Source organism: Nonomuraea sp. NPDC052116, assembly GCF_040680035.1.
Taxonomy (GTDB): domain Bacteria; phylum Actinomycetota; class Actinomycetes; order Streptosporangiales; family Streptosporangiaceae; genus Nonomuraea; species Nonomuraea angiospora_A.
The window spans coordinates 206,970-231,674 of the sequence record NZ_JBFAWA010000010.1; the positions used below are offsets into that span (position 1 = coordinate 206,970).

Here is a 24,705-nt window from a genome sequence, read left to right on the forward strand (position 1 = left end):
TGATGGTGATGGGAGACGGCGATGGAGTGGAGCGCTCCCGGCTATACGGAAGTCAAGCAACTCGGCGCGGGCGCCAGCGGGCGCGTGGCGATGGCCGTCCACGACGAGACCGGCGTCAAGGTCGCCATCAAGTACCTCTCCGAGGGACTGCTGCGCGATCCCGCCGCGCTGGGCAGGTTCCAGGCCGAGGCGCGGCTGCTGACCACCCTGCGCGACCCGAACATCGCCACGATGTGGGAGTACGTCCAGGACACCGGTGGCGCGGCCATCGTGATGGAGCTGGTCAACGGCGTCTCGTTGCGGGCCCTGCTGCGCGAGAACGGCGCGACCGAGCCCGAGGCGGCGCTGGTGGTGCTGAAGGGGTCGCTGCTCGGGCTGGCCAGGGCGCACGACCTCGGGCTGGTGCACAGGGACTACAAGCCCGAGAACGTGATCGTCAGGGACGACGGCGTCAGCAAGCTCGTCGACTTCGGCATCGCGGTGCGGCAGGGCACGCTCACGCACCCCGAGGGCACGCCGCCGTACATGGCGCCCGAGCTGTGGGAGGGGCTGCCCGCCTCGCCCGCGACCGACGTGTACGCGGCCACCGCCGTCTTCTTCGAGTGCCTGACGGGGCACCGGCCCTACCGCTCCACCGAGCCGAGCGTGCTCGGCTACCAGCACGTGCACGCCCCTGTGCCGTTCCACGACGCGCCGCAGCCGGTGCGCGAGCTGGTCAGGCGCGGGCTGGCCAAGGACCCGGCGCGGCGGCCGGCGAGCGCGCACGCGTTCGTGGCGGAGCTGGAGGCCATGGCCAGGGCCGCGTACGGCGAGGACTGGGAGGAGCGCGGAAAGCGCCGCCTGGCCGCGCTCGTGGCCCTGCTGGCCCTGCTGCTGCCCACGGCGCAGACGCCCGTCCCCGAGGTGACGACCTCACTGGCCCGGACGGTCTTCCGCGGCCTGCGCTCGAACGCGGCCCGCATGGCCATGGCCGGCGCCGTGGCCGTGGCGACCGCCGTCGCGGTGGTGGTCGTGCTGGCCAACCGCCAGTCGCCGCCCACGGAGGAACTGGGCGCGGCAGCGGCCGTCCCGCCCTCGCAGTTCACGACGGAGCCGGCGGCCGATCCCCCGACCACGCCGGAGCCGACGCCCGAAACCACACCTGAGGTCACCCCGAAGGCGACGCCCGCGAGCACCCCCAAGGCGGTCGTCCCCATAAAGACCCCCATAAAGACCCCCATAAAGACCCCTGTGAAGACCCCGGCAAAGACCCCGGTCAACACACCGACGGCGACGAAACCGGTCAAGACGCCCAAGCCCACCAAGAAGGCCACCCCGACCCCCACCCCCAAGCGGACGCCGACCCCCACGCCGACCCCCACCCCGACGCCCACCCCGACGCCGACGCCCACCCCCACTCCCACCCCGGAGCCCGTGACCGAGGTGCTCGGGGTGAACGTGGGCGGCCTCACGGTCGACGAGGACGGCGACGCCACCGCCACGGTCACCGTGCGCACCGACGGCACCGACGCCGTCATCGCCACCGCGACCTGGTCGGCCCCCGGCACGGGCGGCCGCACCCAGCGCCTGCGCCTGGCCGGCGCCAGGTCCTACACCCGCACGCTCTCCTGGTCCATCGGCGAGCGCCCGTGCGGCAGCACGGTGACGCTGACCGTCGCCACCTCCCCTGCGGCCCCAGGAGGCGCCAGGACGGCCTCGCTGGCCGTGCCGCCCTGCCCGACGAGGGTGACCGGCCTGCGCGTCTCCCTGGACCTGCCGGACGCGCCGGGCCGCACCGCGGAAGCGGCGGTGCGGGTGACCGCGAGCGGCACCGGGGAGATCCCCGTCGAGGCCCAGTTCGCGGTCAACGGCGATCCGGTCGGCACCCGTTCCGCGACCCTGTCCGGCCGGACCTCCTACGCGCGCTCGTTCGCCCACACCTTCAGGTCCCGCCCGTGCGGCGCGACCCTGTCGGTACGGGTGCGCGCCGGTGACCGGACCGCCACCGCGCGGGCCTCGGTGCCCTGCCCGCCGCGGGTGGAGCGGGTCTCGATCGTCAGGGCCGGTCAAGGTGAGGGCGGGCTCGTCGCGACCGTCTCGGTGACCACGTCGAGCACCGAGCCGGTACGCCTCGTCGTGTCGTTCTCGGCCGGTGAGGGCGGGGGCACGGAGTCGGTCACCCTGTCCGGCGACACGTCGTACACCAGGACGTTGAGCCACTCCGTGAAGCTCCCCTGCGGCACGAAGTGGTCCGTGACGGCCTCCACCGACCCGGCGGCCGGCAACGGGAGCGACAGCGCGAGCGGGGCCACACAGGAGTGTCCAAGCGAGGAGGAACCTCCCAAAGAGGAGGAGCCAAGCAAGACACCTAGCCCCGGCACAGACGACAACATTGGGTGACATTGTTGACTAATAGGGATATCGGTAGCGGGAAAGCGGTTCCCTCTGGTTAAGCTACGGCCGTTTGATGAGGGTGGGGGCCCGGCAGACTCCAGAGGAGACCGTTATGCACGGTGAAGGCCAGTGGGGGGTCCCCGGCTACACCGAGATCCGCGAGCTGGGCTCGGGTGCGTCCGGGCGCGTGGTCCTGGCCAGGCGCGACCTCGACGGCGTCGAGGTCGCGATCAAGTACCTCAGCGACGAACTGAGGAACGACGTGGGGTTCGTCGCGCGCTTCCGGCACGAGGCCCGGCTGCTCGGCACGCTCCAGAGCCAGTACCACGCCCGGCTGATCGACTACGTCGAGTCCGGCCGGGGCGCGGCGATCGTCATGGAGCTGATCAGCGGGGTGTCGCTGCGCGAGATCCTCAGGTCCGAGGGCCCGACCGGCCCTGAGGCGGCGCTGACCGTCCTCAAGGGCTCGCTCCAGGGTCTGGCCTCGGCGCACGCGCTCGGCGTCGTCCACCGCGACTTCAAGCCCGAGAACGTCATGGTCCAGGGCGACGGCACCAGCAAGCTCGTGGACTTCGGCATCGCGGTCAAGGCGGGCGAGGGCGCGAGCGCCGCGGGCACGCCGCCGTACATGGCGCCCGAGCAGTGGGCGGGCGGTCCTTCCGGGCCCCCGACCGACGTGTACGCGGCGACCGTCGTGTTCTTCGAGTGCCTGACCGGCACCCGGCCCTTCCGCGCCCCCAACGTCGCCGCCCTGGCCCGCCAGCACCAGAGCTCGCCGCCTCCGGTGGACGAGGTGCCCGCGCCGTTGCAGAGCCTCGTCGAGCGCGGCCTGGCCAAGGACCCGGCCCAGCGGCCGCCGTCCGCGGAGGCGTTCCTGAACGAACTGGAGGCGGTCGCGGCCGAGGGGTACGGGCCCGACTGGGAGGAGCGCGGACGCCGCCGCCTGGCCGCGCTCGCCGGCCTGCTGGTCCTGCTCTTCCCGACCGCCCTCGACGAGCCGGCCCAGACGCAGACCTCGCTGGCCGAGACCCGGTTCCGCGACCCGTCGCGCCTCCTCGGCAAGCTGCCCGCGAAGATCGCCATCGGCGCGACCGCCGTCGGCGTGCTGGTGGCGGTGGTCGTGGTCATCGCCAACGCCTCGTCGGACACGCCGGTGCTGCGGGCGCAGACCAGTACGGTCTCCCCGACCACGGCCGTGCCCGCGACGCCGGAGCCCGTGGAGACCGACGAGGAGCCGACGCCCACTCCTTCGGCCGAGGCGACCACCCCGGAGGCGACGCCGACGCAGAGCGCCGCGCCGCCGCCCGTACAGCCGACCGCCACCACGCGCCCCACGCGGCGGCCGACGCGCAAGCCCACGCCCAAGGCCGTCGCCACCCCCGTCAAGACGCCTCCCAAGATCAAGAAGCCGACCCCGACCCCGTCTCCGGAGCAGCCCCAGATCACCGGCACGCCCCACGACCCCGAGGGCGACACCCCGCCGACCACGGCCGCGCCCACCCCGACGCCTCCTCCCGCCACCACGGCCCCGCCGACCCGGCCCGCCCCGACGCCCAGCTCGCCGCCCGGCGAGGGCGGTGAGGGCGGAAGCGGAGGCGAAGGGGAGCCGTCGCCGGAACAGCCCCGGATCGATCGCGGGAGCGACGCGCAGGCCGCGCTGATCGCCTTCGGCCTGATGACGTCCGGCGCGGTTCCGGTCACACTTGCGGTGAGACGCCGTATGGCGGGACGCCACAGAAGGAAGCGCTGAGACGCGCCGGGGGGACGGCGGATGAACAACCCTGGACACGGGATCGCCGGTTTCCGGCTCACTGAACACACCTGGATGACCGAGCTCGGCAACTGGATCGACGCGATCTCACCCGATGGCCGCAGGGCGGGGGCGCTGCTGTTCGACCCGAAGATCATCGCTCTGCCCGGCGTGCGCGACCGGGTGGTGCACGCGGTCATGACCGACCAGCGGCTGGTGCTGGGCGGGCTGACCGGGCTGATCCCGGTGGCCGACGTGGTGGCGGCGGGCGACCAGGTGTGGCTGCTCACCGCGCAGGCGGTCAGCCCCACTCTGTCCGATCTGCTCGCCGCCGGGCCGATCGGCCCGGCGGGTGCGGCGTCCGTACTCGTGGAGACCGCCCAGACGCTGATCGCGCTGCACGCGGCCGGGGTCACGCACGGGTCCGTGCACCCGGGCACCGTGGTGATCACGGCGGAGGGCGCCCCGCTGCTGTCCGAGCGCGGGCTGTCCGACGCCATCCGCGGCCGGGTCGCGCCTCGCGAGCGGGACGCGGCCGGGTGGGCGTCGCTGGCGCGCGGGCTGGCCGCCTCGTTCGGGCAGGGCCGGCCGGAGGCCGAGCTGTTCGAACGCGCCGCGGCCACGGCCGGGACCCTGGGCCTGGCCGCCGCCCGCGACCTGCTCGCCGGCCAGGCCACCGGCCGGGAGGAGCTGGCGCAGGCCGCCCGCGGGAGGTCGGCGTTCGCCCAGGCGCGGGCCTACGCGCCGCCGCCGGTCCTGCCGCCCAGGGACGAGGGCGACATCGTCACGCTGCTGCACGTCCCGGGCCGGTCGTCGGGGCCGGTGCAGTTCGGGCCGGGGATCGGCACGCAGGAGCAGCGGCCGGAGACGACGGCCGAGCGGATCTGGCGGGCCGGGCGCGACCAGGCCGCCACCGAGCATCGTCCCGGCGTCAGGCTGGCCAAGGCCTCGCGGGCGCGGCGGCGGCGCACGATCACCTCCGCTGCCCTCTTCGCGGTGATCATGGCGGGGGCGGTCCTGGCCTGGTTCTACGTGGGGAAGACGCCGGAGCTGGCGGTCGAGTCGATCGACGTGGTGGCGCCGAAGAAGACCCAGGGCTGCGACAAGGCCGTCCTGATCACCGGGACGGTCGTCACCAACGGGGCTCCTGGCGAGATCACCTACGAGTGGCGCAAGAACCTGGACAAGGAGGTCGTCAAGGGGACGCTGCGCACGAAGGCGGACCAGACGACGTACGAGGTGCCGCTCCGGTGGACGCTCCAGGGCAGGAGCAACGTCAAGGCCACCGCCACGCTGCGGATCCTGACGCCCGGCCCGGTCCGCAGCGACAAGGCGAGCTTCACGTACAAGTGCTGATGCCCTCGCGACAATGCATATCAATGAGGTTCTTACTAATCTGGCGAACATGACCACGCAGACCCCCGCGGGCTGGTACCCGGACCCGTACGGAGAGCCCCAGCTCCGCTGGTGGGACGGCACCCAGTGGACCGACGCCCTCCATGCGCAGCAGCCCGGGCCGGGCGGACTCCCGCAGCAGCCCTCCGGGCCGCAGCCGCAGCCCCCGTCGCAGCCCCAGCCCCAGTCACAGCCCCAGTCACAACCCCCGTCTCAACCCCAGCCGCAGCCCCAGTCGAGCCCCGACTGGTCGGCGACGCCCGCGAACCCCACGCTCCAGTTCGGCCAGCCGACGTACGGCCAGGGGACCTACGGCCAGCCCACGGCGCCCACCCAGTGGGGCGGCCCGCCCCTGCCCGGCGTGACCTACGGCCCGCCGCCCAAGCAGTCCAACCCGCTGCCCTGGGTGTTCGGGGGGCTGGCGGCCCTGGTGGTGGTCGCGCTGATCGTGGTGGCCGGCATCTTCTTCGTCAACCGGAGCACCAGCCCGACGGCGTCGCTGCCGACACCGGCCGACACGTTCGAGCAGGAGGACCCGCCGAGCCAGGAGCCCCCGTCCAACGAGCCGCCCTCCCAGGGCGCCACCGAGCTGCCCCAGCCGGTCGGCGGCCGCATCACCGACCCGCAGGCCGGCCTGTCCTTCCAGGTGCCCGACAGCTGGACGGTGCCCAAGCCCGCCGAGGTCAACGGCCCCAACCCGACCCCGACCCAGCAGCTGTGGTCGGGCGGGGTGCAGGCCGTCTCGCAGGCGAAGTACGACGGCGAGGGCGACTGGATCGGCAACATCTACACGGGCCTGCTCAACGAGCTCTATCCCTATTCCGGCGCCTCCGGCATGGGCGACACGGCCAAGGCGGTCTTCGTCGACTTCTCCACCAGGTTCTACCAGGTCGCTCACGAGACCAAGGTGGTGGAGGACAAGGCGATGAAGATCGGCGACAAGGACGCCTGGGTGCTGCAGTTCCAGCTCGACTTCTCCAAGGTCTCCGAGGAGAAGGGCTACAAATGGAAGAAGGAGAACGGCGCGATCGTGCTCATGGACCGTGGCGACGGGCAGCGTCCGGCCATCATGTACGCCTCCGTTCCCGACAATCTGGGCACCGACGTGCTGGCCAAGGTTCTCGGCTCGCTCAAGCCCGCCTAATCAGTGGCACTAGGCTGGTGGGGTAACAAGCGGGCGGATTGCTCCGAGCCGCTGGGCGAGGAGATCGAATGAGTGACTTGCTGGTCTGGATCGACTGCGAGATGACCGGGCTCGACCTGGGTCGCGACGCGCTGATCGAGGTGGCGTGCGTCATCACCGACAGCGAGCTCAATCAGCTGGACGAGGGCGTCGACGTGGTCATCAAGCCGCCGCCGGAGTCGCTGGAGCAGATGTCGCAGGTCGTACGCGAGATGCACACCGCCTCGGGGCTCCTGCCCGAGCTGGCGGGCGGTGTGACGCTGGCGGAGGCCGAGTCGGTCGTGTTCGACTACATCCGGCGGCACGTCCCCGAGCCGAAGAAGGCGCCGTTGTGCGGCAACTCGATCGGCACCGACCGCACGTTCATCGCGCGCGACATGCCCGGGGTCGATGGCTATCTGCACTACCGGATGGTCGACGTCTCGTCGATCAAGGAGCTGGTGCGCCGCTGGTACCCCCGCGTCTACTTCGCGGCACCCGAGAAGCAGGGCGGACACCGGGCTCTGGCGGACATCACGGAGAGCATCAGGGAGCTTCGCTACTACCGCGCGGCGATCTTCGTCGCCCAGCCGGGGCCCGATTCGGCGACCGCGAGATCCCTGGCTGAGCGTGTCAGCGGCTAAAGGAGTGGCGTAAAGACTCCCGAACCCCGCTACACTTTTCCTGTGCCACCACACAGCGGTGGCCATGGTGGGTGTAGCTCAGTTGGCAGAGCGCCAGGTTGTGGTCCTGGATGTCGAGGGTTCAAGTCCCTTCACTCACCCCAACGAGACACGGCCGGTCCTTCGGGGCCGGCCGTTGTCGTTTTCTCCCAACAACGGCCCCAAATCATGACATTGCGAGTTATGCTCGCTGTCTACCGCTAACGCCGGAAGCACGGGGGCCATCGGCGATCTGACCGTCTGCGCGCCACCCGGAGGCCGGATGAGAGTCGACGACGCAGCGTTCGATAGCGTGTTCACGTCCCTGAGCAAGCGTGAAGCCGAGGTCATGGACCTGATCGCCACCGGTCAGTCCAACGGGCAGATCGCTCAACGGCTGTTCCTCAGCGAGAAGACGGTCAAGAACCACGTCAATCGCATCTACGCCAAGCTAGGGGTGGACTCCCGGGTCACCGCCATCGGCCTGTGGCGGTCCCGCCAGGAGTAGCCCGCTTTCCGCGACCCCGTCACGAGCGACCCGCCTCCCGATCCGGCGGGCCGCCTACAGGCCTGAGCCGCCGGTTCCGTGAGCACATTCAGGGGCAGACCCCATGGCATGGTTCAGAGACCGCGAGTCGTGGTGGTGGGCGGCGGATTCGCCGGGCTGGCCGCCACCAAGGAGTTGGCCAAGGCCGGAGCGCTGGTGACGCTCATCGACCGCAACCCGTACGCGACTTTCCAACCCCTCCTCTACCAGGTGGCCACCGCCAGCATGGGCAGCGCGGACGTGTCGTACCCGATCCGCACGTTCGCCGCCAGGTGGCCCAACGTGCGGACGCGCCGGGCCGCACTGAGCAAGATCCTGCCGGGCGAGCGGCGGGTGGAGCTCGACGACGGCAGCGGGATCGAGTACGACTACCTCGTGCTGGGCACCGGCGTCACCACCAACTGGCTCGGCATCGAGGGCGCGCAGGAGAACGCGCTGCCCATCTACTCGCTCGGCGACGCGGCGGTGCTGCGCCGCCGGTTCCAGCACTACCTGGAGGACACCGCGGCGGGCCGCCGCGAGAGTGTGCACGTCGTGGTGGTCGGCGCGGGCGCGACCGGGGTCGAGATGGCGGGCACGCTGGCCGAGCTGCGGCGGCGCACGCTGCCGCTGACGCATCCCGAGATCAAGCCGGAGCAGACCAGCGTGACGCTGGTGGAGCGGTTCGACTACGTGCTGGCGCCGTACAAGCCGCGGCTGCGCGACAGAGCGGCGGCCGCGCTGCGCAAGCGAGGGGTGAACCTGCGGCTGGGCGCCACGGTGGCGTCCGTCGAGCCGGACGCCGTGGTGCTGTCCGACGGCACGCGGCTGCCGTCCGACGTGACCGTGTGGGCGCTCGGCGTCACCGCGCCCACGCAGGCGGGCGACTGGGGCCTGCCGCAGGGCAAGGGCGGGCGGATCACGGTCACGCAGGCGCTGAACGTACCGGACCATCCCGAGATCTTCGTGGCGGGCGACCTGGCGGGGCCGCCCGACCTGCTCCCCCAGCTCGCCCAGCCGGCGATCCAGATGGGCGAGCACGTGGGGCGGCAGATCGTCGCGGTGCACCGGGGGCGGTCACCCGCGGCGTTCAAGTATCACGATCCGGGCATCATGGCCACCGTCGGCAAGGCGGAGGCCGTGTTGCAGCTGTCCAACGGGCTGATCATGTACGGGCTGCCCGCCTGGCTGGCGTGGATCTTCATCCACGTGGCGTACCTGCTGGGCGGGCGCAACCGCATGACCGTTCTGCTGAACTTCTTCTGGCGCTACTTCGGGCCGCGCCGCGCGGCCACCAGCGTCACGCAGTAAGAGCCGCCGACAGGGCCCGGAGGCCGTGGTCGACGTCGGCCTCCGGGATGTTCAGCGCGGGCCTCAGGCGGACCGAACGGGGCCCGCAGGACAGCACCAGCACCCCGTGCTCCTCCCTGAGGCGGGTCACCAGCGCGTCGCGCTCGGCCTGGTCGGGCAGGTCGAACGCGCACATGAGGCCCCGGCCGCGGACGTTCGAGATCGACTCGGGGCGCTCGGCCTCCAGCTTGGTGAGGCTTTCGAGCAGCACGTTGCCGAGGGCGCCGGCGCGGGCGATCAGGCCGTCGCGTTCGACGATCTCCAGGATGCCCCGGCTGCGCACCATGTCCACCAGGCCGCCGCCCCAGGTCGAGTTGATCCGGCCGCTCTGCCGGAACACGTTGTCCGGCACCAGGTCCACCCGGCGGCCCGCCATGATCCCGCCCACCTGCACCTTCTTCGCGAAGGCCACCACGTCCGGAGCGAGACCCAGCTGCTGGTACGCCCACGGCGTCCCGGTCGTCCCGCCGCCCGTCTGAACCTCGTCAAGGATGAACAGGGCGTCGTACTCGTGGCACATGTGCTGCATGGCCTGCAGGAACTCGGGCCGCATGTGGTTGTCGCCGCCCTCGCCCTGGATGGGCTCGGCGATGAAGCAGGCGATGTCGTGCGGATTCCGCTCGAACGCCTCACGGGCCTGGGCCAGCGCGCGCTCCTCGGCGGCCTCCACGTCTCCGAAGTGGATGGCGGGCACGTCGATCCGCGGCCAGTCGAACTTGGGGAAGCGGTCGGTCTTGCCCGGCTCGGTGTTGGTGAGGCTCAGGGTGTAGCCGCTGCGGCCGTGGAAGGCCTTGGCCAGGTGCAGGACCTTGGTGCCCAGGTCACGCGAGCGTCCGGCGGCCTCGTTGCGGCGGCTCTTCCAGTCGAAGGCGGTCTTGAGCGCGTTCTCGACGGCCAGGGCGCCGCCCTCGACGAAGAACAGGTGCGGCAGGTCGGGGTCGCCCAGCACGCGGACGAAGGTGTCGACGAAGTCCGCCAGATGCTCGGTGTAGATGTCGGGGTTCGCCGGCTTGTTCCGGGCGACCTGGCCGAGCAGGAGGGCGAAGTCGGGGTCGAAGGGCGGGTTCACCCCGAGCGGGGCCGAGGCGAAGAACGTGTAGAAGTCGAGGTAGCGGCGGCCGTTTCGGGCGTCGACGAGCCAGGAGCCGCGGCTGAGCTCGAGATCGAGCACGAGCCGGTATCCGTCGACGAGCAGGTGGCGGGCGAGGCGGGCGTGTACGTCCATAGAGACTCCACGTGCGTCGGTCTGACCGGATGTTCCTCTTGAGGAACACGGGCATCTACGCAAAATTTACGGCATACCTACCCTGTTAGTGAAGTTCTTCACGCGGAACGACAGAGCGATCATGGCGATGCCGTGCAGGATCGCGAAGATGCCGACCAGCCAGACGAGGCTGAGCAGTCCCGCGGCCGGCCAGATGAGCAGCAGGATGCCGAAGATCAGCGACAGGATGCCGCCGACGATGAGCATCCATTCGTTGTCGATGGTCTTGCGGAGTTTGATGCCGGCGATGATCTCCGAAACGCCCGCGAAGACGGCCCAGAAGGCCACGACGTAGAGCAGTGCCAGCGACGTGATGCCCGGCCAGATAAATGTCGCGATACCGGCCAATATCCCGATAATTCCCGAGATGATCAGCCAAGCTCGCGACTCGGCTCCGTGCCGGAACCCGGCGAACAGCTCAGCCACGCCGCCGACCAGCGCGTACGCACCGAAGAAGATCACGAGCACGAGCAGCGTGATCGCCGGCCAGATCAGCGCCAGGATGCCGAAGATCAGCGAGGCGAGGCCGCGTATGAGTAGAAGCCACCACGACCGTGTGATATCTCCCATACTGATCTGATTTCCAGGTAATGCCGGAAATCAGACCAGTGTGGGGTCAAATGTCGGTGATCCGCACTCCAACGGTGCCGGTGCTCCCCCTGCGGAGCCTGCTGCCGAGCAGCGTGATCCGCCCCATGAGGCCGTACTTGCGCCGCAGCAGCCCGCGCACCCGCTCGGTCTCCGCCGCGTCCAGCACCACGGCCCGGCCCCTGACCGACTCGGTCTTCACCTTGCCCCGCACGTCGCACCCGGCCACGCTGACCTCGGGGTTGTTCCGGATCCGCTTGATCTTGCCGGAGTCGGCGACGGTCCAGAAGACCACCGCGTCACCGTCCTGCACGGCCCACACCGGGGTCGCGACGGGCGTGCCGTCCCTCCGGTACGTGGTCACCGAGATGTACTGCTCTGCCCCAAGGTTCATCACACGTGCGAATAAACCACAATCGACACCGCGATGTACTGGACCAGGTACGCCGCCAGGGTGAAGGCGTGGAAAACCTCGTGGAAGCCGAACCAGCGGGGCGACGGGTCCGGGCGGCGCAGGCCGTACACGACGGCCCCGGCCGAGTAGAAGACGCCCCCGACGGCCACCAGCACGACGGCGGCCACGCCCGCGCCTTCCAGCAACTGCGGCATCACGAAGATCGCGGTCCAGCCCAGCGCCAGGTAGAGGACGGTGTAGAGCCAGCGCGGCGCGCCCATCCAGAACACCCGGAACAGCACCCCGGCCAGCGCGCCGCCCCAGATCACGGAGAGCACCGCGATCCTCGCCACCCCGTCCAGCGCGAGCAGGGCGAAAGGCGTGTACGTGCCGGCGATGATCAAATAGATGTTGGCATGGTCGAACCGGCGCAGGAACTCCGCCAGCCGCGGCCCCATCGTGCCCCGGTGATAGGTCGCCGAGATCCCGAACAACAGACCGGACGTGATGGCGTAGACGGCGGAGGCCACTCGCGCCTGCAAGGTCGGGCCGAGCGCCACGAGCACGAACCCCGCGACCAGCGTCACGGGCAGCGCCCCGGTGTGCAACCAGCCTCGCAGCCTGGGCTTGACGGTGATGGTCGTCATGAAACCTACGGTACCGTAGGTTAGGGTCGCCTTCTCACCGACCCCAAGGCGCTCGCAGTAGGGGCTGGGGGCCTCTGAGGGAAAAGGGCGGAGGCGTCCGCCGGAGGTGGCCTTTCGCAGCTCAGAGGCCGTTGAAGAAACGCGCGGCGATGGGGACGGCGGCCTGCCGGCCCGAGCCGCCGTGCCGTACGAAGACGCAGAAGGCCAGGTCGTCCCGGTAGCCGATGAACCACGCGTGCGACAGCTCCTCGTCCGGCACCTCGGCCGTCCCCGTCTTGCCCGCCACGCCCGCCGGCAGCCCCATGTCGCTCGCCGTGCCGTGATCGACCACGGCGGCCATCATGTCCCTGAGCGAGGCCACGATCCCCTCGTCCATCCGCACGTCCTTGTGCGGGATGCCGTCGATCCGGCGCACCTCCGCGTCCGACAGCAGCCGGGGCGAGCGCCAGGTGCCGCTCTGCACGGCGGCGGCGAGCGCGGCCATGCACAGCGGCGTCGCGACCACCTGGCCCTGGCCGATCGCGTCGAGGCCGAACATGTCGGGATCGTCGGTTTCCTGCATGGCCCCGCAGGTGCCGCCGATACCGGTCGCGATCTGCCGACTGAACCCCCACTCGTCCGCCGTCTCACGCAACTGGTCCGCGGTGAGCCTGGTGGTGGCCTGCTCGACGAACGTCGTGTTGCACGAGTACGCGTACGCGTCGGTGAAGCTGATGAGCCCGCGGTCCACCTCGCCGTCGTTCTTGAAGGGCGCGTGGAACGGGATGGTGTACGTGCCGGGACACCGGACCTCCGCCGCCGGGTCGAGCCCGCTCCCGAGCAGCGCCGCCGCCGTGATCGTCTTGAAGACGGACCCCGGGGGGAAGACGTCCCGGACCGCGCTGTAGTTGTTCTTGAGCCGGTCGGCCAGCGCCAGGATCTCGCCGGTGCTCGGCCGGATGACGACCATCGCGGAGTCGTCGATCCCGTCCAGCGCCCTGGCGGCCGCCGCCTGCACGGGCCGCGACAGCGTGGTGCGCTCGACGTCCGCCCTGGGCAGGCGGGTCAGCAGCTGCCTGGCGGGCTGCCCCGGCGCCTTCGACACCAGCTCCCAGCCGCGGGACGACGACCCGAACTCGGGTTTGAGCTGATTGAGATAGGCGTCCGCGTAGCTGTCGTTGGGGATCCGCTCTCCCTCGCTGGTGACCAGCTCGGTCACCGACGCGTCGACCTCGTCCAGCTCCAGCGTGCCGCCGTCCTTGAGCAGGGGGTGCAGCGTCTCGGGGGCCCACAGCACCTTCCAGGCCCGGTCCCGCACGCCGAGCCGCAACGTGCTGTCGAACGGCCACGCCCCGAGGTCGGCGAGCTGCCGCACCCCGGCGAACGGCACCTCGGCGGCCCCCTCCCCCGTGCTCTTCAACCGCCCGGGGGTCAGCCGGATGGACTCGATGTGCAGCTCCTCCGTCAGCCGGTGATGCCGGACGGCGAAGTCGGCCGGCGGCTGGTACACCAGGCGCGCCATGCGCGACACGTCACCCTTGCGCCAGGCGTCGAAGTAGTCCGCGGCGGTCTGGGAAGCGCTCCCCTTGACCCGGTTCGACGCCGCGACTGCGAACGCACCCGCCCCAACTACCGCGACAAGCGCGATAACGAGCACAATCAGCCTTCGTCGTCGCATACGGTTTCTCCCAGGAGGGGATCAGCGTGGCACGAGGACAACGGGAACCGATGCCCGGCGTGTATCCGGTGACGTTCGGCGAGGTCGAGCTTCTCCGCGACCTGGACAGGCAGGACGGCTGGGTGCTGTCCAAAGATGGTGTACCTCAGTCGTACGTTGATCTTCAAGACCCGACATTTCTGGAATTTGAGTATGTACGACTCATGGCGGATGTGATCGACCTTTTGTCGGAAGGGCCGCTGAGCTGCGTACACGTGGGCGGCGGCGCCTGCACCATCCCCCGCTACGTCGCCGCCGCCCGGCCCGGCTCCCGCCACATCGTCATCGAGCCGGACGGCCTCCTCGTCAACTTGGTACGCGAGCAGCTGGACCTGCGTTCGGTGCCCCGCCTGAAGGTCATCGTGGCCGGGGGCCGCGAGGGCACCGCCAAGGTGTGGGACGACTCGGCGGACCTGGTGGTGCTGGACGCCTTCACGGGGGCGACGATGCCCGTCGACCTGGCCACGACCGAGTACATGGGGGACATCGCCAGGATCCTCCGCCCGGACGGGACCCTCCTGATCAACCTGGCCGACGGCAAGGGCCTGGCCTTCGCCAGGCGCCTGCTCGCCACGGTGACCGGCACGTTCGGCCACGTGGCCCTGCTGGCGGAGCCGGGCATCATGCGGGGCCGCCGCTTCGGCAACCTGATCGTGGCCGCGTCCCGTACGGGCCTGCCGCTGGACCTCCTGACGCGGCGCGCGGCGGGCGGGCTGACGCAGGCGAGATGCGTGCACGGCGAGGCGCTGACGAACTTCATCGCCGGCGCCGCCCCCATCAAGGACGGCGACCCGGTCCTCGCCCCCGTCCCCCCGCCCGCCGTCTTCGGCTGACCGGCCCGATCCTCCCGAGTCGAGGCCTCTTCCCCGTCCGCCCAAAAAGTGATATCACTTTGATAGCAGACAAAGTCAGCCAGAAAAGGGGACGGGCGATGACAGACACATCGTTCGAAGGGACCGTCGTGGACATGCCGGCGCCGCACACCAGCGAGCACCCCGTCCGGGCGGCCAACGGATTCGTGCTGCTGGGGGTCGCGGTGGTGCTGATCCTGGGCGGGGCGGCGTTACTCGCGCTGGGGATCGTCATGCTCGCCGGCGGGGCCGGGCAGTCCGGCGCGTGGCTGGTGGTGGCGGCCCCCCTCGTGGTCCTGGTGGGCGCGACGCTGTGCTGCGGGCTCACCGCCGTGGCGCCCGGCGAGGCGCGGGTCGTCCAGCTGCTGGGCCGGTACACCGGCACCATGCGGACGCCGGGCTTCCAGTGGGTCAACCCGTTCACGCTGCGGCGGCGGGTGTCCACCAGGATCCGCAACCACGAGACCGAGGTGACGAAGGTCAACGACGCGGACGGCAACCCGATCCAGATCGCGACCGTGGTGGTCTGGCAGGTGCAGGACACGGCGCAGGCGGTGTTCGAGGTGGATGACTTCGTGGAGTTCGTCGCGATCCAGGCGGAGACGGCCGTGCGGCACATCGCGGGCAGCTATCCGTACGACGCGCACGGCGAGCCGCGGCTGTCGCTGCGGGACAACGCCGACGAGATCAACGAGCGGCTGTCCGCGGAGATCGGCGCCAGGGTGGCCTCGGCCGGGGTGAAGGTCATCGAGTCGCGCATCATCCACCTGGCGTACGCGCCGGAGATCGCCCACGCGATGCTCCGCCGCCAGCAGGCCGGGGCGGTGGTGGCGGCCCGGCAGCGGATCGTCGAGGGGGCGGTCGGCATGGTGGAGATGGCGCTGGCCAGGCTCGCCGAGCACGACGTGGTCGAGCTGGACGAGGAACGCAAGGCGGCCATGGTCAGCAACCTGCTCGTGGTGCTGGTCGGCGACCGCGACACCCAGCCGGTGGTCAACACCGGCACGCTCTACCAGTAATCGTCGTGGAGCGGAAGAAGATCCTGCTGCGGCTCGACCCGGTGGTCCACGACGCGCTGGCGAAGTGGGCCGCCGACGACCTGCGCAGCACGAACTCGCAGATCGAGTTCCTGCTGCGCAAGGCCCTCTCGGAGGCCGGTCGCCTGCCCGACAGCGTGGGGCGCATGCGCCCCCGCGGGCGCCCGCGCAAGGCCCCGGAGTCGGAAGAAGCCCTGGAAGGAGGGGAGACGGCGGATGGAACCGCGGACGACGACACAGCACGGTGAGCCCTGGCCAAGGTCGGTGTTCCTGCTGGCCTTCGACCTCCGCAAGGAACGGCCGACCAACCGCCGCCGGCTGGGCTGCCTCCTGCGCGCGGCGGCGCTCGCCGAGCTCATGACGAGCGGCAGCCTGGCGGACGAGTCGGGCAAGGCGCGGGCGGTCACCGCCCCCGCCGCCCCCGGCCGGCTGCAGACGGCCGTCTGGGAGCAGATCGCCGGCTCTCCGCCCCGGTCGTGGGGGAGCTGGATCCGCAAGGACCACGCGGAGGCGTACCGGCTGGTCCGCGACGAGCTGGAGGCCGCCCGGCTGGTCCGGGTGGAGCGCCACCGGGTTCTGCTGTTCCCGGTCGAACGGGTCAGGCCACGCAAGCCACACCTCTCGCGCAGGCTCGTCGAGCGCGTCGCCCGCGCGGTCCACGGCGGCCGGCCCGTCAGCCGGCTGAGCCAGGACGTCCGCGTCCTGGCCGCGCTGGCCGCGGCGGCCCGGCTCGAGACGGTCCTGCCCGGCCGGGAGTGGCACCACCACCAGCACAGGGTGGAGCAGCTGTCGGCACCCATCGAGCCGATCACCACGGCGCTGCGGAAGAACCTGCAGGCCGCCGAGAGCGCCGGCTGAGTGGCGATTTATGGAAGTACGTAATAAAGTATGGCTTCATTATGAAGCTAGAACATGATGACACCGGATTGCTCTACGACCCCAACGCCAGAGCCGCCATGAGCCGGCTCGCCGGCGACGACACCCTCACCTTCGAAGCCGCCGCCGCCGTCCGCACTGCCTTCCAGGCCGTCGAGCGCATGCGCGCCCACGGCAGCGAGGGCCGCGGGCTCAGCTCCGGGGCGATGGACCTGCTGTTGCGGCTGAGCGACACGGACGACGACGGCGTCAGCATCGGCGAGCTGGCCCAGTCGGCGGGCGTGAGTTCGAGGAACGCGACCGGCCTCGTCGACACCCTTGAGAAGGACGGGCTGGTGCAGCGGGTCCAGGACCGGCGCGACCGGCGGTCGGTGCTGGCCCGGATCACCCCCGAGGGGCGGGCCTGGATCGAGGCGTTCAGGAGGCCGTCGCAGCTCGCCATGGCGGCGATCTTCCGCGGGTTCTCCCCCGAGGAGCTGACGTCGCTGCGCCACCTGTGCCTGCGACTGGCCGACAACCAGCAACGGCTGGCCGAGCACCTGGCCGCCCAGGAGGCCCGATGAGCGCGCGCGAGGTCGTCAGGGCCTATCACGACGCCCGTTTCCGGGGCGCGGTCGAGGAGGCGGCGGCGCTGGTCGGCGAGCCGTTCTCGTTCAGGAGCCCGTTCATCTCCTCCGCCGACCCGGCCGGGCACCTGGCGGGGCTGGAAGGCTTCCTGCGGGTGGTGACGGAGGTGGAGATGATCAGCGAGCTGTACGGGGAGTCGGAGGCGACGCTGGTCTACGACGTGCACACGGCGACGCCGGCCGGGATCCAGCGCACGGCCGAGCACTTCCGGCTCCGCGACGGGAAGATCAGCACGATCATGCTGATCTTCGACGCGGCCCCGTGGCAGCCGATGGCGGCCTCGATCAGGTGACGGGGGCGGCGGCCGCCGTCTGCCGCCAGATCCTGCCGTCCCTGACGACCAGGGTGCCGTACGTGGTGACGCGGTTCCCGGCGATCGTCATCAGGGCGTTGTAGAAGATCACGTCGTCGGTCGTCCGCACCGAGACGATCTCGTCCACCTTGGGCTCCGCCGAGAGGTACGCGGTGAACAGGTCCCTGATCTCGGCGGGGCCCCGGGCGACGCGGTCGAAGCGGACGACCGTGGCGTCGTCGTGATACTGGCCCAGCAGCGCCTCCAGGTCGCGCTCGGCGATGGCGGCCAGCTGCCGGTCGAACAGGTCCTTGGCGGTCATGCGGCACCTTCCGGCTGCGGGCGGAACAGGTCGTACGCGACCTGCGCCGCCGCGTACAGGATGATCAGGGGCAGCGCGGCGGCCACGGGAAGCGCCGAGGTGGCGAGCGTGAGCGCCGCCGCGCCGAGGCGGATGGCGCCCGCCCGCCGGTCGGACGAGCACAGGTGTTGCAGGCCGAGCACGGCGAGCACCACGGCGGCGGGCAGCCCGAAGGACCAGCTCGACGAGGACGGATCCATGATCGCGTGTTCGATCCCGATCCCGAACGCCACCAGTCCCAGCGAAAGCGGCAGATGCGAGTAGACCCACACCTGTCCGGCCAGCCGGGTACGCAGCACGACGGACTCGTCGGTGTGGCCGAAGTACAGCCACCAGAAGCCCATCGCGATCGCCACCCCGGCCAGGGCGATCAGCAGCGTGCCCGACGTCACGTCGTGGCCCTTCAGCCCGAGGACGACCGCCGCCACGACCTCGCCCAGGACGATCACCACGAACAGGCCGAAGCGCTCCGGCAGGTGCTCGGACTGCGGCGGCAGCTTGCCCTGGGCCCGCCGGGTCAGCAGGGGTGTGACGAGGTCGATCGCGAGGGCGACGGCCCAGAACGCGTAGCGCTGGGGCGGGTCGACGGCGAGCGAGGCCAGCCAGATGAGCGCCGCGACCGTGAACCCGATGGCGTAGCGGGTCGTCAGGGGCCTGGCCTCGGGCACGTGGCGACCGGCGCGGACGTAGGCCACGATCAGCAGCACTCTGACCACCGCATACGCGATGGCGAAAAGTCCGGAACGCTGCTCGATGTCGCTCACGCTCGCCGCCATGGTCGCCACGGCCAGGATCTGCGGCAGCGCGAGCAACCGGTGGCTGACGTCGTCGGTGTCGAACCTGTTGGCGTAGAAGACGTAGCCCAGCCAGGCCCACCAGATCGGTACGAACAGGCCCACGAAGGCCGGCAGGCTCGTGGGGAGCACATCGGCCAGTTCGGCCACGGCGACGACGAAGACGAGGTCGTACAGGAGCTCCAGCCAGGTCGCCCTGCGGTGCACGTCTTCGAACAGCCGTAATCTGGGTGGCTGCCACTGGGTCACAACTACACCTTCCGTTATGTAATTGTGTAATTATGCCCGTGACTGGGTGGTTACGACACCTTTTTAAGGGTCAGGCAGGCCACGCGGTCCCCCGCCGTACCGACCTCCGGACCTGAGGTCTTGGTGGCCTTGGCGTGGATGACGAGCGAGCCGGGCAGCTTGGCCGGGTCGAGAACCCAGTCGTTGCGGGCGGACGAGCGGCCCGCGCCCTCACCGTTGGTGGTGAAGTCGAGCCAGACCTCGCTGGCCGAACTGATCTCGCCGGCCTTGTGCTGGTAGTGCGGCCCCGCGTCGTCGGGCTTCTTCCCGCAGGGCTTGACGTGCAGGTGGGCGCCGTAGTGGCGGTTGGGAAGCAGGCCCTCGACGACGAGGGTGGTGCGGGTCTGGCCGTCGGCCGACTCGACGTGGGCGCTGCCCTGGGCGCCCTGCGGGACCAGCTTGCGGTCGTAGACGATGGCGGCGGTGTCGGAGGCGGTGAACTCCCCCTCGCCGGACAGCCTGACCGCCGCGCTCGTGGCCCCCTCGCTGGGCCCCTCGCTGGGGCCCATGGCCTGCTGGAGCGGGGCGGGCGGGCCCGCGCAGGCTGCGGTGAGCATGATGAGCAAGAGTGCGGGCACGCGCATGAGACCCTCCATGGTTCGAGCCCCTTCGACAGGAGGGCTCCGGGAGGGCACCCACTCTAACGAGTAATCGAGCTACTACGGTGAGTATTCAGCGGTTAGGCGCCGTGTTTCGCCGCGATGTCATCGATGACGGCCGCCAGCGTGAAGTCGAGGTCGGTGAGCCCGCCCGCGTCGTGGGTGGTGAGGACGAGGTGGAGAGTACGCCAGCGGATGTCGATGTCGGGGTGGTGGTTGAGCTCCTCGGCCTTGACCGCGATCTCGTCGACGATGCGGATGGCCGTGGGGAAGTCGGGCGCCTCGATCGTGCGCCGGATCTCGTCGCCCTCGCGCCGCCATTCGGGCAGGTTCTCGCTCATGGCGCCACGTTACTTCAGCGCTCCCGAGCCGAGCCCGGACTGGATCTGGCGTTGGAAGATGATGTAGACGACCATGACCGGCAGGATCGTCATGCTCAGCGCGGCGAACAGGCCCGGCCAGTCCGCCTCGTATCCGGCCAGGGTGGAGATCTTGGCGATGCCCTGGGTGAGGACCCATTTGTCCGGGTCGCCGGCCAGGAGCACGAGGGGCAGCAGATACTGGTTCCACTGGCCCAGGACGTTGAAGATGGTGATGCTGATCAGGCCGGGCCGGGCCATGGGCACCATGATCTGGAAGAACGTCCGGGTGTGCGAGGCGCCGTCGATCATCGCCGCCTCGGCGACGGTCTCCGGCAGCGTTCGGAAGAACGCCGCCAGGAAGAAGACGGTGAAGGGCAGGGAATAGGCGATGTAAACGAGAATGAGCCCGACGTGGGAGTTCAGCAGGCCCAACTGCTTGACGACGAAGAAGAGCGGCCCCAGGGCCAGGAACACGGGAAACGCCAGCCCGGCCACGAAGTAGTAGTAGATCAGCCTGTTGCCGATGAAGGTGTAGCGGGCCAGCACGTACGCCGCCATCGACCCGAACAACATCGTGCCCGCCGTGCCGAAGAAGACGACGACCACGGTGTTGAGCATGTACTGCCCGATGTGCGCCTTGTCCCAGGCCCGGCCCCACGAGTCCAGCCGCAGCGCCCCCGGGAGTTGCAGCGGGTCGCCGAAGATCTCGGTGTTGTTCTTGAACGACGCCAGGAACGTCCACAACAGCGGCAGGATGATCAGTAACGCCCAGACGGCCAGCGCCACGTGCGAGAGCCCGTTGAGCACGCCGGGCCGCGGCCGGTTTCTGGCCATCTAGAGCTCAACCCTTTCACGCCTGGTCGTCCGCAGTGTCAGCACGGCGAAGGTCACGGTGAGGAAGAACAGCGCCACGCCCATCGCGGAGGCGTATCCGACCTTGTTGTAGGCGAAAGCCGTTTTGTAGATGGTGACCGGGAGAATGGTCGTGGCGCCGTCCGGCTCGCCTTTGTCGCCGGCCAGCACCTGCACCAACGCGAATCCGTCGAAGGCCGCGATCCCCAGGTAGATCCAGCCGACCTGGATGGTGTCGCGCAGCAGCGGCAGCGTTATCGAGAAGAACAGCCGGACGCGTCCGGCGCCGTCCAGCGCGGCGGCCTCGAAATAGTCCTTGGGAATGGCCGCCATGCCCGCCGAGAACAGCACCACGTAAAAGCCGACGCCCTGCCAGATCATCACCGCGATGATCGACCAGAGGGCGAGGTCCGGCTCGGTGAGCCAGCCGACGGGCTCGGCGCCGAACCTGGCCAGCACGCCGTTGATGACGCCGTCCGCGTCGGGGCGGTAGACCGCCTGGAAGAGCACGCCCACCACGGCGACGGCCAGGACCTGGGGGAAGAAGAACACCACCCGGTAGAACTTCGACCCCCAGACCCCTCTCATGCCCGCGCCGCGCGTGCCGCCGCCCAGGTTCAGCAGGAACGACAGGAACAGCGCGATGACGATCGTCGCGATCGGCAGCACGAGCAGCATGATCCCGTGGTTGCGCAGGGCCTGCCAGAACACCTCGTCGTCGAACAGCCGGCCGAAGTTGTCCAGCCCCACGTACCGCACGATCGAGCTGTATCCGTTCCAGCTCGTCAGGGAGAGCTGGAACGCCTGGACATAGGGGCTGATGACGAAGACCGAATAGAGCGCCAGGGGGACGGCGAGGAATCCGGCGACGAACCCGTACTTGCGCAGCCGCTCCATCTGCTCACTGGCTCCGCGTCTGCTTGGCGACCGCGTCGTCCTTCTTGATCTCGTCGGCCTTCTTCTGCATGTTCGCGCAGAACCTCTCCGGGGTGATGCGCCCGGCCATGACCACGTTGATCTGCTGGGTGCCGTAGTCGAACAGCTCCTTGTACCAGCCCTCGAAACGCGCGTCGGTGATGATGTTCTGGCCGGCCGCGTCCTGGGCCTTGGCGGCGCTCATCAGTCCGGCGGGCAGGTCGAGTCCGGCGGCTGCGCCGTTCACCACGGTGAGGTTCTCGGTCTTCTCCGTGAATCCGCGCGCGCCGTCCTTGGACAGCATGATGCGCAGGTATTCGAGGCCGCCCTGCGGATTCTTGCCCTTGGCCGCGACGACGAAGTTCTCGCCGACGCCGACCTGGATGGCGCCGTACGGCATCTTGTCGGCGGCGGTGACGTCGGGGATGGGGGCGATGGCGTATTCGAAGTCGTCGGGCTTGTCCTTGGCCATCTCGTTCTCGACCCAGGAGCCCACGGGGTAGAAGAGCAGCTTGTTCTGGAGCTGCTTGACCTGGGTCTGGGTGTGGTCGAGGCCGAAGTACGCTTTGTCGCCATATTTAGCCTGGATGTCCACCCAGGCCGTGACCGCCTGCTTCATCGGCTCGGCGTTCCAGGCGTTGTCGACCAGGTTGTCGATGTCGATGATGACCTGGTTCCCACCGATCTTGGCGGCCGTGTAGAGGACGTTCCAGAGCTGGTAGTACGGGCCCTTCTGCCCCGGGTACGCGAAGAGCAGGATGCCTTCCTGCTTGGCCGTGTCCCCCAGCGCCGTGAACTCGGCCCACGTCCTCGGCAGCGACCACCCCTTGGACGCGAACAGCTTGGCGTTGTACCAGAGCGCGCGGTGGGAGACCGTGTAGTTCAGGACGAGGTCCTTGCCGTTGATCTTGGCGTTGTCGATCACGGCGGGGGTGACGGTGTCGCGGATCTTCTTGGCCGGGTCGTCGATCGACGGGGCGTCGAAGAGCACGGTCAGGTCGGCGAGGTGGTTCTCGGCGGCCAGCGCGGCCAGGTCCATCGAGTCGGGGCCGGAGTTGTTGAGCACGTCGGGCACGTCGCCGGCGGCGAAGCGCGGGCGTAACTGGGTGCCGATCTGCTGGGTGGCGTTGTGCTTGATCGACACGCCGGGGAACTCCTTCTTGTAGAGCTCCTCGTGCAGGTCCTTGGCGTACGCGTCGCCGTACCCGCCGCTGAAGATGACCACCTCCAGCGGCTTCTTGGGGTCGACGCCGAACGGGTTCTTGGTGTCGGCCGAGGCGGTGATGCTGGGGGCGGCCGACGGCTCGCCGCCCGTGCCGGCCGTGGCGCAGGCGCTCAGGAGGCCCGCACCGGGGCCGGCGACGAACGCGGTCATACCGAGGCGGCGCAGCAGCTGACGCCGAGTGATCTCGCCCGGATGGGTCATGAGGGCTCCTGAATTAGGAAAGTTTCCTAAACGTTTGCCCGAACGTACGAACGGCCGCCGACACCCGTCAAGGGGGCGCAATCGAGACGTGACCTTGCCGTGATCGCCTTGCCTGACCAGACCACAGCATCGTGGATGGGGACGAGGGCGGCAAGTCCCGGTTCACTACTTCCACCACTCGGACGTCTCAAAGGAGCCGGCGACTTGGGGCAGCGAGTTGGGCGGCACGCCGGGACCGGCATCGACGAACACCCGGACCGCGTCGGACGCCGTCTTTTGGGCGCTCTGGACAGTCCAGTCGTCCTTGATGTGCGCGCCGTCCACGCGGTACCCGCCGTCGGGGCCGGTGGTCCAGATCACCACATACTCGATCTTCAGTCCGAGCCGCTCCATGTTGACCCTGACGTCGCCGACCCGCTTGCCGCGAGCCCTGTAGCCGTCGACGGGCGCGTCGGCGTACCGGCCGTCAACGCTCGGTGTGGCATAGGGCTCCCCCGGCGCGGCCGGTCGGCCGATCCCGAAGATGACCTTGCCCTTGAAGTGGACGGGGATGGAGACCGTGCCGCACCAGGCGGACGGGCAGTCCTCCTTGCGGCTGCCCGACACGCCCGTGCCGAGCGGGAACTCTCCGTCCATGATCGGGCCGACCAGCTTGCCCACGTCCTCCGGCGCCACCGGCGCCTTCTTCACCTCGGCGTCCAGCCCGACCGCCCGGAACGCCTCCGTGAACTCCGCCGCCTCGGCCTCGGGGTCGTTGATCGCCACCTCCAGGTAGTCGTCGCCGGCCTTGACCGAGACGGCGGCGTTGGCGTACTCGGTGACGGGACCGCCGAACGGCACCCCGACGACGAGCGCGACGGACGCCGCGACCGCCACCGTGGCCGGCCCGAGCCACCGCCCTCGACGCGGCGAACGTCTCCGCGCCGGCGCCCGCTCCTCGGCCATGATCGACTCCATCAGCGCCCGCGCCCCCGCGCCGGACGCCTGCCCCACCGGGTCCTCGGCCAGATCCTCGTCCCGTACGCGGGCGAGCTCGGCGATGTTCACGGGTTGCTCCCTTCGGCTGCTCACAGGCTGCTCCCTTCGATCGCGACGGCATTCGAGTACTCGACCCCGGCTGCGGCCAGGCCACGGGCGAAGCGTTTTCGCGCACGGAAGAGCCTGACCCGCACGGCGTTGCGCGAGATGCCGAGGATCTTGGCGATCTGGCCCGGATCCAGCCGCTCCCACGCGACGAGAGCGAGCAACTCCCTGTCGTCCCCGGACAGGGCCCGGAACACCTTGCCCATCTGCGAGAGGTCGTCGCCGGGCAACTCGGCGACGAGCGGCGAGGCGGCCAGCTGCTCGCGCAGGGCGGCGGTGCGCTGCTCATGCCGCCGCTCACCGCGCCGCTGGTTGGCCAGCACCTTCCTGGCCACCCCGAAGAGCCACAACCTCGCCTCGTCGCCTTCGGGCACCTCCTCTATCCGACGCCACGCGACCATGAACGTCTCCGCCACGACATCGGCCGCGTCGTCCGGGTCCGGGCATCGGCGTAAGGCGTATCCGAGCAGTTGGGGGTATGCCGCTTCGTATATCGCCTCGAACCGGCTTTCGGGATCGACTCCCATCCGTTCTC

The 24,705-nt window shown here is 70.0% G+C and carries 27 protein-coding genes and 1 tRNA gene; 14 read left to right on the forward strand and 14 right to left on the reverse strand.

The genetic code is table 11. The annotated features are described in order from the left end of the window. Positions 1–21: 21 nt before the first annotated feature. The 8 genes from AB0L65_RS21575 (at position 22) to AB0L65_RS21610 (ending at position 9,179) form a co-directional block, all read left to right on the forward strand. Positions 22–2,379, forward strand: a complete 2,358-nt coding sequence (locus AB0L65_RS21575) for a protein kinase (RefSeq protein ID WP_364248070.1) — start codon at positions 22–24, stop codon at positions 2,377–2,379. A gap of 106 nt (positions 2,380–2,485) precedes the next feature. Then, positions 2,486–4,123, forward strand: a complete 1,638-nt coding sequence (locus tag AB0L65_RS21580; RefSeq protein WP_364248072.1) for a protein kinase — start codon at positions 2,486–2,488, stop codon at positions 4,121–4,123. A 21-nt stretch (positions 4,124–4,144) separates the two neighbouring features. Further along, positions 4,145–5,479 carry a hypothetical protein gene (locus AB0L65_RS21585; protein WP_364248074.1) on the forward strand — a complete coding sequence of 445 codons (1,335 nt, stop codon included), beginning with the start codon at positions 4,145–4,147 and terminating at the stop codon, positions 5,477–5,479. Between the two features lie 49 nt (positions 5,480–5,528). After that, the gene (locus AB0L65_RS21590) at positions 5,529–6,662 is read left to right on the forward strand and encodes a DUF2510 domain-containing protein (protein ID WP_364248075.1); all 1,134 of its coding nucleotides are present in this window, start codon (positions 5,529–5,531) and stop codon (positions 6,660–6,662) included. Between the two features lie 68 nt (positions 6,663–6,730). Next, positions 6,731–7,324, forward strand: a complete 594-nt coding sequence (gene orn / locus AB0L65_RS21595) for an oligoribonuclease (protein WP_364248076.1) — start codon at positions 6,731–6,733, stop codon at positions 7,322–7,324. A gap of 67 nt (positions 7,325–7,391) precedes the next feature. Beyond that, positions 7,392–7,467: transfer RNA gene (locus AB0L65_RS21600), tRNA-His, on the forward strand. A 188-nt stretch (positions 7,468–7,655) separates the two neighbouring features. Beyond that, positions 7,656–7,850 (forward strand): LuxR C-terminal-related transcriptional regulator, encoded by a 195-nt coding sequence (locus AB0L65_RS21605; RefSeq protein WP_235030925.1) that lies wholly within the window; start codon positions 7,656–7,658, stop codon positions 7,848–7,850. Between the two features lie 108 nt (positions 7,851–7,958). After that, positions 7,959–9,179 (forward strand): NAD(P)/FAD-dependent oxidoreductase, encoded by a 1,221-nt coding sequence (locus AB0L65_RS21610; RefSeq protein ID WP_364248077.1) that lies wholly within the window; start codon positions 7,959–7,961, stop codon positions 9,177–9,179. On the opposite strand, the gene lat is transcribed toward AB0L65_RS21610, so the two are convergent. The 5 genes from lat to AB0L65_RS21635 form a co-directional block, all read right to left on the reverse strand. Continuing rightward, entirely contained in the window at positions 9,169–10,443 is a 1,275-nt protein-coding gene (gene lat, locus AB0L65_RS21615; RefSeq protein WP_364248079.1) for an L-lysine 6-transaminase, read from the reverse strand. The genes AB0L65_RS21610 and lat overlap by 11 nt on opposite strands. A gap of 66 nt (positions 10,444–10,509) precedes the next feature. Further along, entirely contained in the window at positions 10,510–11,052 is a 543-nt protein-coding gene (locus AB0L65_RS21620; RefSeq protein ID WP_364248080.1) for an HdeD family acid-resistance protein, read from the reverse strand. Positions 11,053–11,098: 46 nt separating this feature from the next. Beyond that, positions 11,099–11,464, reverse strand: coding sequence for a PPOX class F420-dependent oxidoreductase (locus AB0L65_RS21625; RefSeq protein WP_364248081.1), 366 nt, complete (start codon positions 11,462–11,464; stop codon positions 11,099–11,101). Then, positions 11,464–12,111 carry a hemolysin III family protein gene (locus AB0L65_RS21630; RefSeq protein WP_364248083.1) on the reverse strand — a complete coding sequence of 216 codons (648 nt, stop codon included), beginning with the start codon at positions 12,109–12,111 and terminating at the stop codon, positions 11,464–11,466. The genes AB0L65_RS21625 and AB0L65_RS21630 overlap by 1 nt, the downstream gene beginning before the upstream one ends. Before the next feature lie 121 nt (positions 12,112–12,232). Then, entirely contained in the window at positions 12,233–13,747 is a 1,515-nt protein-coding gene (locus AB0L65_RS21635) for a penicillin-binding transpeptidase domain-containing protein (RefSeq protein ID WP_364248085.1), read from the reverse strand. Between the two features lie 71 nt (positions 13,748–13,818). Between AB0L65_RS21635 and AB0L65_RS21640 the strand changes: the two genes are divergently transcribed. From AB0L65_RS21640 to AB0L65_RS21665, 6 genes are all read left to right on the forward strand, one after another. Beyond that, positions 13,819–14,640, forward strand: a complete 822-nt coding sequence (locus tag AB0L65_RS21640; protein ID WP_364248087.1) for a fused MFS/spermidine synthase — start codon at positions 13,819–13,821, stop codon at positions 14,638–14,640. 98 nt (positions 14,641–14,738) lie between these two features. Then, on the forward strand, positions 14,739–15,677 hold the full coding sequence (locus tag AB0L65_RS21645) for an SPFH domain-containing protein (RefSeq protein ID WP_364248089.1): 939 nt from the start codon (positions 14,739–14,741) through the stop codon (positions 15,675–15,677). Further along, positions 15,677–15,943, forward strand: coding sequence for a hypothetical protein (locus AB0L65_RS21650; RefSeq protein WP_364248276.1), 267 nt, complete (start codon positions 15,677–15,679; stop codon positions 15,941–15,943). Before AB0L65_RS21645 ends, AB0L65_RS21650 begins: the two co-directional genes overlap by 1 nt. After that, positions 15,912–16,553, forward strand: coding sequence for a GPP34 family phosphoprotein (locus tag AB0L65_RS21655; protein WP_364248091.1), 642 nt, complete (start codon positions 15,912–15,914; stop codon positions 16,551–16,553). Before AB0L65_RS21650 ends, AB0L65_RS21655 begins: the two co-directional genes overlap by 32 nt. 41 nt (positions 16,554–16,594) lie before the next feature. Continuing rightward, positions 16,595–17,134: a MarR family transcriptional regulator gene (locus AB0L65_RS21660; protein ID WP_364248093.1), complete on the forward strand. Its 540-nt coding sequence runs from the start codon at positions 16,595–16,597 to the stop codon at positions 17,132–17,134. Continuing rightward, on the forward strand, positions 17,131–17,490 hold the full coding sequence (locus AB0L65_RS21665) for a hypothetical protein (protein ID WP_364248095.1): 360 nt from the start codon (positions 17,131–17,133) through the stop codon (positions 17,488–17,490). The genes AB0L65_RS21660 and AB0L65_RS21665 overlap by 4 nt, the downstream gene beginning before the upstream one ends. On the opposite strand, the gene AB0L65_RS21670 is transcribed toward AB0L65_RS21665, so the two are convergent. From AB0L65_RS21670 to AB0L65_RS21710, 9 genes are all read right to left on the reverse strand, one after another. Further along, positions 17,483–17,812: a nuclear transport factor 2 family protein gene (locus AB0L65_RS21670; RefSeq protein WP_364248097.1), complete on the reverse strand. Its 330-nt coding sequence runs from the start codon at positions 17,810–17,812 to the stop codon at positions 17,483–17,485. The two genes, AB0L65_RS21665 and AB0L65_RS21670, sit on opposite strands and share 8 nt — an antisense overlap. Beyond that, positions 17,809–18,894: a low temperature requirement protein A gene (locus AB0L65_RS21675; RefSeq protein ID WP_364248099.1), complete on the reverse strand. Its 1,086-nt coding sequence runs from the start codon at positions 18,892–18,894 to the stop codon at positions 17,809–17,811. Before AB0L65_RS21675 ends, AB0L65_RS21670 begins: the two co-directional genes overlap by 4 nt. Positions 18,895–18,944: 50 nt before the next feature. After that, complete coding sequence (locus tag AB0L65_RS21680; RefSeq protein ID WP_364248101.1) at positions 18,945–19,517, reverse strand: superoxide dismutase family protein; 573 nt, start codon at positions 19,515–19,517, stop codon at positions 18,945–18,947. A gap of 95 nt (positions 19,518–19,612) precedes the next feature. Beyond that, positions 19,613–19,873, reverse strand: a complete 261-nt coding sequence (locus tag AB0L65_RS21685; RefSeq protein WP_185067795.1) for a 4a-hydroxytetrahydrobiopterin dehydratase — start codon at positions 19,871–19,873, stop codon at positions 19,613–19,615. 9 nt (positions 19,874–19,882) lie between these two features. Next, positions 19,883–20,728, reverse strand: coding sequence for a carbohydrate ABC transporter permease (locus AB0L65_RS21690; protein WP_350728184.1), 846 nt, complete (start codon positions 20,726–20,728; stop codon positions 19,883–19,885). Further along, entirely contained in the window at positions 20,729–21,643 is a 915-nt protein-coding gene (locus AB0L65_RS21695; protein ID WP_364248104.1) for a sugar ABC transporter permease, read from the reverse strand. A 4-nt stretch (positions 21,644–21,647) separates the two neighbouring features. After that, a complete protein-coding gene (ngcE, locus tag AB0L65_RS21700; RefSeq protein WP_364248106.1) occupies positions 21,648–23,087 on the reverse strand; it encodes an N-acetylglucosamine/diacetylchitobiose ABC transporter substrate-binding protein in 1,440 nt (479 codons plus the stop codon). A 165-nt stretch (positions 23,088–23,252) separates the two neighbouring features. Then, on the reverse strand, positions 23,253–24,134 hold the full coding sequence (locus AB0L65_RS21705) for a hypothetical protein (protein WP_364248108.1): 882 nt from the start codon (positions 24,132–24,134) through the stop codon (positions 23,253–23,255). Between the two features lie 20 nt (positions 24,135–24,154). Then, the gene (locus AB0L65_RS21710) at positions 24,155–24,697 is read right to left on the reverse strand and encodes a sigma-70 family RNA polymerase sigma factor (protein ID WP_364248110.1); all 543 of its coding nucleotides are present in this window, start codon (positions 24,695–24,697) and stop codon (positions 24,155–24,157) included. Between the last annotated feature and the right edge of the window lie 8 nt (positions 24,698–24,705).